This is a genomic window from Betaproteobacteria bacterium, from assembly GCA_016194905.1.
Lineage (GTDB): Bacteria > Pseudomonadota > Gammaproteobacteria > Burkholderiales > JACQAP01 > JACQAP01.
Genome location: JACQAP010000022.1, coordinates 35914 through 43960, shown reverse-complemented (window position 1 = coordinate 43960; position 8047 = coordinate 35914). Strand labels below are relative to the sequence as shown.

Genomic DNA, 8047 nt, shown 5'->3' with positions numbered 1-8047 from the left:
TGAAGTTGACGCTCGGCAGCAGCAGCGCGCGCGCCTGCGGCAGCTTCTCCTGCGCGCCGATGTACTGCGCCTTCGCCCCCGCGTACACCGCGTCTTGCACTTGCGCTTCCCGGTAGATCGATATCAGATCGGCGGCGAAGGTGGCCTCTCCGGTTCCCAGCATCAGCGCCAGGGCCAGAATTTTTTTTGACACCCGTTTCATGTTCTGTATTTTCCCTTATTGCTTACTCGGACATCGCCGCAACCATCCATGCCGGCGCGTGGCGACCTGGATTCTTTTTAAAACACAAAGCGCTCTGGCTGTTTGACGTTTTGCAGCGGGGGGATTGCGGTTTCGAACAGGCCTACCGAGTTGAAAGCGCGCTCGGAAACCCGCGTTACCAGATTGGCGGTCATCACGGGAGGGTCGCCGATCACCGCAAGCAGCCTCCCCCCGACCGCGAGTTGTTGCTGAAACGATTCCGACAGCACCGGAACCGAACCGGTCAGGAGAATCACGTCGTAGGGCCTCTGCGCAAGCCAGCCTTCGGAACCATCGCCGACGTGAAACTGGACATTCTGAAGTCCATGGCCGGCGAGCTTGCGGGTGGCCGCCTGACTGAATTCCCTGATGCGTTCCAGGGTCACCACCTGGCCGCCCAGTTTTGCCAGCAAAGCAGTCACGTAACCGCTTCCCGTTCCGACCTCCAGGATCTTGTCCGTCTTGCGTACGCCGAGTTCCTGGACCATCCGGGCCTCCATCTTCGGCGCGAGCATCACCTCGCCATGACCGAGCGGTATCTCCATGTCGGCGAATGCGAGGGATCGGTAGCGCTCGGGAACAAATTCCTCGCGCCTGACGGTCAGCAACAGATCCAGCACGGTCTGGTCGAGAACTTCCCAAGTGCGGATCTGGCTCTCGACCATGTTGAAGCGCGCCTGCTCCGGATTCATTACTTGCGAGGACGATCGACGATTTTCGAAGCTTGCAATTATCACACAATTCAATTAGCGTCATGACTGCGTTAGGGGTCCTGCGCACGGGTGGCGCGGGTGAGACAAACCCTTCGAACCTGTACGGATAATGCCGATGCAGGGAAGCGCGTCGAAGTCTTCTTTTCTCGCGCCTCTCCTGTGCCTCCACAGCTTCCAGGAGCGCATCATGAATGCCAATCCAAAATTTCTGAGTGCCACGGCCCATGTCGATGAAGCGGTCGTGAAGCCGTTGCCGAGTTCGCGCAAGGTTCACGTTCAGGGTTCGCGCGCAGACATCCAGGTGCCGATGCGCGAAATCTCCCAAGGCGACACGCCTGCGAGCTTCGGCGCGGAGCCCAATCCGCCGATGTTCGTCTACGACACGTCGGGGCCCTACACGGATCCTCGCGCCGAGATCGACATCCGCAACGGCCTGCGGCCGCTGCGCGAGCGGTGGATCGAGGATCGCGCTGACACCGAACTGCTGGCGGGGCCGACTTCGATTTACGGTCGTACGCGGCTCGACGATGCGAAGCTGGCGCAGATGCGCTTCAATCTGAAACGGACTCCGCGGCGCGCCAAGCCGGGCATGAACGTCAGCCAGATGCATTACGCCCGCAAGGGCATCATCACCCCGGAGATGGAATTCATCGCGATTCGCGAGAACCAGCGCCACGACGCATTACCGGAACTGATTACGCGACAACACCCCGGCGAGTCCTTCGGTGCCATGCTGCCGAAGCAAATCACGACGGAATTCGTCAGGGATGAAGTCGCCCGCGGACGCGCGATCATTCCCGCCAACATCAATCATCCGGAATCCGAGCCGATGATCATCGGCCGCAACTTCCTGGTGAAGATCAATGCCAACATCGGCAACTCGGCCCTCGGTTCCAGCATCCAGGAAGAAGTCGAGAAGATGACCTGGGCAATCCGCTGGGGCGGCGATACGGTCATGGACCTGTCGACCGGAAAACACATCCACGAAACCCGGGAGTGGATCGTGCGCAATTCGCCGGTTCCGATCGGCACAGTGCCGATCTATCAGGCGCTGGAGAAAGTCGACGGGCACGCCGAAGAACTCACGTGGGAAATATTCAAGGACACGCTGATCGAGCAGGCGGAGCAGGGCGTCGACTACTTCACGATTCATGCCGGCGTGCGGCTCGCCTACGTTCCGTTGACCGCAAAACGCATGACCGGAATCGTTTCGCGCGGCGGTTCGATTCTCGCCAAATGGTGTCTCGCGCATCACAAGGAAAACTTCCTCTATACGCATTTCGAGGAAATTTGCGAGATCATGAAGCTGTATGACGTGTCGTTCTCCCTCGGCGACGGCTTGCGGCCAGGATCGATCCACGACGCCAACGATGAAGCGCAACTCGGCGAATTGCGCACGCTCGGCGAGCTGACGCAGGTCGCCTGGAAGCATGACGTACAGGTGATGATCGAGGGCCCGGGCCACGTCCCGATGCACCTGATCAAAGAGAACATGGATTTGCAGTTGAAGCTGTGCCACGAAGCGCCGTTCTACACGCTGGGACCGCTGACGACGGACATCGCGCCGGGCTACGATCACATCACCTCGGCCATCGGCGCGGCGATGATCGGCTGGTATGGCACCGCCATGCTCTGTTACGTAACGCCGAAGGAACACCTCGGATTGCCGGACAAGGACGACGTCAAGGACGGAATCATCGCTTACAAGATCGCCGCGCACGCCGCCGACCTGGCAAAGGGTCATCCCGGTGCGCAGATGCGCGACAATGCCTTGTCTAAAGCGCGTTTCGAGTTCCGATGGGACGATCAGTTCAATCTCGGCCTGGATCCGGACAAGGCAAAGCAGTTTCACGACGAAACGCTGCCGCAGGATGGCGCCAAGCTGGCGCACTTCTGCTCGATGTGCGGGCCGCATTTCTGCTCCATGAAGATCACGCAGGATGTGCGTGATTACGCTGCGGCGTTAGGCGTGCCTGAGGTCGAGGCGCTGGAAAAGGGAATGACCGAAAAGGCCGCGGAGTTCGTCGCCAGTGGCGCCGAGATCTATCGCAAGGCGTGACGGCCGTTCGTAACAGCGGCGGTGAATGAATTCACCGCCATTTTTTTATCTTCGCAAGGATCTCATGGAACTGCCGCTGCTGGTCAAGGCCCTGATCCTCGGCGTCGTCGAAGGAATCACCGAGTTTCTGCCTGTATCGAGTACCGGCCATTTGATTCTGGTTGGCGATCTGCTCGACTTCAACAATGAAAAAGGCAAGCTTTTCGAGATCGTGATTCAGTGCGGCGCCATCCTCGCGATTGTCTGGGAGTACCGTGTAAGACTGACCTCGGTCGTTGCGCGACTGCCCACAGATCCGCAAGCCCGGCGCTTCGCAACCAATCTTCTAATCGCTTTTCTACCGGTCGCGATTCTCGGTTTGCTGTTCGGCAAGGCGATCAAGGAAGTCTTGTTCAAGCCGGTGCCGGTGGCCGTGGCTTTCATTGTCGGTGGCTTCATTATTCTGTGGGCTGAACGCCGCAAGCACGAGATTACGGTGGGCAGCGTGGACGAAATGACCTGGTCCGACGCGCTCAAGATCGGACTCGCTCAGACGCTCGCCCTGATGCCGGGCACTTCGCGCGCGGGGGCTACCATCATCGGCGGATTGTTTTTCGGTCTTTCGCGCCGCGCCGCCGCGGAGTTTTCTTTTTTTCTGGCAATTCCGGTGTTATTTGCCGCATCGGCCTATGAACTGTTCAAACATCGCAGCACGCTCTCCGCCGACGACCTTGGAATATTGGGAGTCGGACTCGTCGCCGCATTCGCCTCGGCCTTCGTTTGCGTGCGCTGGTTGCTGCGCTACATCAGCCGGCACGATTTCACCGTCTTTGGCTGGTATCGCATCGCCTTCGGGGTAGCCGTTCTGGTGACAGCGTCAACCGGAGCGGTGAACTGGACGACCGGCTGACAGCACATCGGGATTTCCCCGTGGACGTGACTGTTGAGCGCCTCGGCTTTTCGCTTCCCCGTTGACGACTGACGGATTCTCAGCTCTGAACCCAAGGCAATCCGGCAACCTGCCACCCCCCTACTGTCGCGCGATGTCCATGCGCATCCTTGTCTCCCTCGAACCCCTGAAGAATGTTGTAGCTGTTGGCATATCCGATCTGGCTTGCTGCGGAGGCCGCGGCATGCGAGCGAGCGCCGCTGCGACAAAGAAACATGACCAGGGCGTCCTTTTCGGTTCGGGCCTCAAGTTCTCTGAGGAAGTCGGGATTTGGTTGCGAACTCGGATAGCTTTGCCATTCGATTGGCACGCTACCGGGCACGCGACCGACGAAGTCCCACTCCGCGCGGGTACGAACGTCGACGAGCTTGGCGTCTGGGACATTCTGAATGAGTTCGTACGCTTCCAACGGCAATAGTGCACCAGCGTAGGGCAGCTTCATCTCTTGCGCTCGCTGTCGAGCTTTGTTCAAAATTTCTGATATATTTCCCATTATGTTAACCTCTACAAAGACTTATCTCTGGGTTCGCATTCCACAACCCGATCGTGCGAATCGGCATTTAAAGACTAGCAGATTCAAATTTCAAGCCAGATTTCTCTTGCCAAGACTACCGCCATGCACTAATTTCGGGCACCCATCGAGGCTTGGCTTGTTTTTAGTGCATGATCATGCGCCTCGGATGACCTAAGCGTCTGTGAATTATCGTTTTATGGGAATTTTTCGCTGGGCATGCTTCCTGCTGAAATTGTGGCTCGCTGAAAATCCCCCGCACTTAATTTACCCACTCAGGAGAGCAAAATGGCGGTAGCTGACGTATTCAAAACGATCAAAGAAAACGACGTGAAGTTCGTTGACCTGCGGTTTACCGACACCCGTGGCAAAGAGCAACACGTTTCCGTCCCCGCCCATGTCTTTGGACAGGACAAATTCGACGAAGGTCACGCATTTGACGGCTCTTCGATCGCGGGGTGGAAAGGCATTCAGGCCTCCGACATGCTGTTACTGCCCGACGCCGATTCCGCGCGCCTCGACCCGTTCTCCGATGAAGTAACGCTGAACATTACCTGCGATGTGATCGAACCCGCCGATGGCAAGGGCTACGACCGCGATCCGCGCTCGATCGCCAAACGCGCGGAGGCTTACCTGAAATCCAGCGGCATCGGTGATGTCGCCTATTTCGGTCCGGAACCCGAGTTCTTCATATTCGATGGCGTTACCTGGAACATCGATATGTCCGGATGCTTTGTGAAAATCTCTTCGGAAGAAGCGCCCTGGTCCACCGGCAAGGAATTCGAGGGCGGCAACATGGGTCACCGTCCGCCGGTCAAGGGCGGATACTTCCCGGTCCCGCCGATCGATTCGCTGCAGGACATCCGCAACGCGATGTGTCTGGCGCTCGAGCAACAGGGCGTGGAAGTGGAAGTTCACCACCACGAAGTTGCGGCGCCCGGCCAATGCGAGATCGGCACCAAGTTCAATTCTCTCGTCAAGCGTGCGGACTGGCTGCAGATACTCAAGTACACCGTCTGGAACGTCGCCCATTCTTATGGCAAGACGGCGACGTTCATGCCCAAGCCTGTAGTCGGCGACAACGGCTCCGGCATGCACGTGCATCAATCGGTCTGGAAAGGCGGCCAGAACCTGTTTGCCGGAAACGGCTACGCCGGGCTTTCCGACTTCGCGTTGTATTACATCGGCGGGATCATCAAGCACGCCAAGGCGCTGAATGCGATCACCAATCCCGGCACCAACTCGTATAAACGCCTGGTGCCCGGTTTCGAAGCACCGATCAACTTGGCATATTCGGCGAAGAACCGCTCCGCATCCTGCCGCATTCCGCATGTCGCCAACCCCAAAGGCCGCCGCGTCGAAGTGCGTTTTCCCGACCCCACGGCAAATCCCTACCTGGCGTTCGCAGCAATGCTGCTGGCTGGGCTGGACGGCGTGCAGAACAAGATTCACCCCGGCGATCCGATCGACAAGAATCTGTATGACCTGCCGCCGGAAGAAGCGGCGAAGGTGCCGCATCCGTGTCACTCGCTCGACCAGGCGCTCGAGAGCCTGGAAGCGGACCACGCTTTCCTGACGAAGGGCGGCGTATTCTCCGAAGACATGATCAGCGCGTACATCGAACTGAAGATGGAGGAAGTCACCCGTTTCCGGATGACTACCCACCCAGTCGAGTTCGACATGTACTACAGCTCGTAACCGCCACTTTCACGCCGAAAAAGGGGCGGGACTTCCCGCCCTTTTTTGTTTGCCGTCGTTAACTTTTCCGGGAACTCGCGGATTGATAATCGAAAACAGCTGCCTTAGACTCCGCCACGGGATCGCGAGGTGCTGCCGCGCGCCCTCTTTCCCCGTCAACCTGGCAGGTGATACCGATGCATTCTCGCCGTCTCGCCGCGTTTCTCGTACTCGCGTTGCTGCAACCCGTCGCTTGGGCGGAAACCTGCAAATATCTGGACAGCGAAGGTCACGTGATCTATTCCAACACGCCGAACACCCCTCCGAAGGGCGCGACAAAAGTGAAGTGTTTCGAAGATCCTTCGCCAAAACCGGCGCCGGCCAACGCCAGGAACTCGGACTCCAAACCGACAAACCCGGACACCAAGGGAAGGCTCCCGCGGGTAAGCGAAGACACTCAGAAAATACGGGACGACGAGCGCCGTCGCATACTGGAGCAGGAACTTGCGGACGAAACGAAGCAACTCGCGCAAGCCAAAGAGCAGCTTGCCGCGCAGGAAGCCGTGCGCAATGGCAACGAGCGCAATTACGAACGGTTTCTCGAGCGCGTGCAGCCTTACCGGGATGCCGTGGCGACTCACGAGCGCAATATCGACGCGATCAAGCGCGAAATCGCCAATCTGAAGTAAACAACCGCGATCACCGCATCGCCGGCACGCTTCTTCTCTACACGCCCGCCTTTTGCAACTGCGCTAAGCCCGCGTATCGTCGTGGCGCACTTCTTGCTGCACTCTTCGGCGTCCGTCGCGTGACGTGTCGATGAAGCCGCTCAGCTTTCCCGGACTTGACGCGCTGGCGACAGCGGTCGTTCTGCTCGACATGGATCATGTCGTGCACTACGTGAATCCGGCGGCTGAAAATCTGCTCGCCATCAGCGCCAAGAACATCGTCGGAACACCGCTCGACCACGTGATAGCCGAACCCGAACTGATGATCGCGGCAGTGAATTATGCAAGTCAGAACAATTGCAGCTATACGCAACACGAACTTCTGCTTGCGGTAACCGGGCACAACCGGCTCGAAGTATCGTGCACCGTTACGCCAATGGAAATCGCAGAACTCTCGGGTTTTCTGATCGAACTGAGTCCACTGCAGCAGCAGTTGCGGATCGCCCGCGAAGAGCGCCTCATGGATCAAAGTACACAAACCAGGGAATTGATCCGAAACCTGGCCCACGAAATCAAGAATCCGCTTGGCGCGTTGCGCGGGGCGGCGCAGTTGCTCGACCGGGAACTGGAGCGCCCGGAACTGCACGAATACACGCAGGTCATCATGAAGGAAGCGGACCGGCTGCAGTCGCTGATGGACCGGCTGCTTACACCTCATCGCTTGCCGCAAGTTACGCACTTCAACATTCACGAGGCTCTGGAACGTGTGCGCAGCCTGCTGCTGGCGGAATTTCCGGAAGGCATCACAATCTATCCGGACTATGACGTGAGCCTGCCGTCGTTGACTGCCGATCGGGAGCAGATCATCCAGGCGCTGCTGAATATCGCCCGCAATGGCGCTCAGGCAATGCAGGGCAGGGGAAGAATAATATTGCGTACCCGCGTTGCACGGCGGGTAACACTGGCAAAGAAGATGCATCGCCTTGTGCTGATGGTAAATATCATCGACAACGGGCCCGGTATTCCGGATGAACTCAAGGACAAGATTTTCTTTCCGCTGATATCAGGGCGCGAAGGCGGCCACGGTATCGGGCTGACGATAGCTCAGACATTCGTGAGCCAGCATCACGGAACGATAGAAGTCGAAAGCAGACCAGGCGAGACGCGCTTCAGCATCCTATTTCCGATTTCGAACGAGGCGGATAACGGCAATGGCAAATAGGAAATGACTGTCGAGATCAAGATCCCGG

8 protein-coding genes and 1 riboswitch are annotated in these 8047 nt (G+C 58.1%); of the genes, 5 read left to right on the top strand and 3 right to left on the bottom strand.

Going from position 1 to position 8047, the window contains the following annotated elements:
* Positions 1–202, bottom strand: a 202-nt coding sequence (locus HY067_16575; GenBank protein MBI3529569.1) for a channel protein TolC, incomplete at its 3' end; no start/stop codon positions are given.
* A 77-nt stretch (positions 203–279) separates the two neighbouring features.
* Positions 280–933 (bottom strand): protein-L-isoaspartate O-methyltransferase, encoded by a 654-nt coding sequence (locus HY067_16570; protein ID MBI3529568.1) that lies wholly within the window; start codon positions 931–933, stop codon positions 280–282.
* 63 nt (positions 934–996) lie between these two features.
* A riboswitch (TPP riboswitch) is annotated at positions 997–1095 on the top strand.
* A 46-nt stretch (positions 1096–1141) separates the two neighbouring features.
* Here HY067_16570 and thiC point away from each other — a divergent pair.
* Together thiC and HY067_16560 are read left to right on the top strand one after the other, a co-directional pair.
* Entirely contained in the window at positions 1142–3013 is a 1872-nt protein-coding gene (thiC, locus tag HY067_16565) for a phosphomethylpyrimidine synthase ThiC (protein ID MBI3529567.1), read from the top strand.
* Positions 3014–3077: 64 nt separating this feature from the next.
* Positions 3078–3902 (top strand): undecaprenyl-diphosphate phosphatase, encoded by an 825-nt coding sequence (locus HY067_16560; protein ID MBI3529566.1) that lies wholly within the window; start codon positions 3078–3080, stop codon positions 3900–3902.
* A gap of 79 nt (positions 3903–3981) precedes the next feature.
* Here HY067_16560 and HY067_16555 read toward each other — a convergent pair whose 3' ends face one another.
* On the bottom strand, positions 3982–4434 hold the full coding sequence (locus tag HY067_16555; GenBank protein MBI3529565.1) for a rhodanese-like domain-containing protein: 453 nt from the start codon (positions 4432–4434) through the stop codon (positions 3982–3984).
* A 306-nt stretch (positions 4435–4740) separates the two neighbouring features.
* Between HY067_16555 and glnA the strand changes: the two genes are divergently transcribed.
* The 3 genes from glnA (at position 4741) to HY067_16540 (ending at position 8019) form a co-directional block, all read left to right on the top strand.
* Complete coding sequence (gene glnA, locus HY067_16550; GenBank protein ID MBI3529564.1) at positions 4741–6150, top strand: type I glutamate--ammonia ligase; 1410 nt, start codon at positions 4741–4743, stop codon at positions 6148–6150.
* Positions 6151–6326: 176 nt separating this feature from the next.
* The gene (locus HY067_16545) at positions 6327–6818 is read left to right on the top strand and encodes a DUF4124 domain-containing protein (protein ID MBI3529563.1); all 492 of its coding nucleotides are present in this window, start codon (positions 6327–6329) and stop codon (positions 6816–6818) included.
* A gap of 130 nt (positions 6819–6948) precedes the next feature.
* A complete protein-coding gene (locus tag HY067_16540; GenBank protein ID MBI3529562.1) occupies positions 6949–8019 on the top strand; it encodes a PAS domain-containing protein in 1071 nt (356 codons plus the stop codon).
* Positions 8020–8047: the final 28 nt, after the last annotated feature.

Bases quoted from the DNA above. Each gene is read 5' to 3' on its own strand.
- HY067_16570 (MBI3529568.1), bottom strand. From the start codon at position 933: ATGAATCCGGAGCAGGCGCGCTTCAACATGGTCGAGAGCCAGATCCGC.
- thiC (MBI3529567.1), top strand. From the start codon at position 1,142: ATGAATGCCAATCCAAAATTTCTGAGTGCCACGGCCCATGTCGATGAA.
- HY067_16560 (MBI3529566.1), top strand. From the start codon at position 3,078: ATGGAACTGCCGCTGCTGGTCAAGGCCCTGATCCTCGGCGTCGTCGAA.
- HY067_16555 (MBI3529565.1), bottom strand. From the start codon at position 4,434: ATGGGAAATATATCAGAAATTTTGAACAAAGCTCGACAGCGAGCGCAA.
- glnA (MBI3529564.1), top strand. From the start codon at position 4,741: ATGGCGGTAGCTGACGTATTCAAAACGATCAAAGAAAACGACGTGAAG.
- HY067_16545 (MBI3529563.1), top strand. From the start codon at position 6,327: ATGCATTCTCGCCGTCTCGCCGCGTTTCTCGTACTCGCGTTGCTGCAA.
- HY067_16540 (MBI3529562.1), top strand. From the start codon at position 6,949: ATGAAGCCGCTCAGCTTTCCCGGACTTGACGCGCTGGCGACAGCGGTC.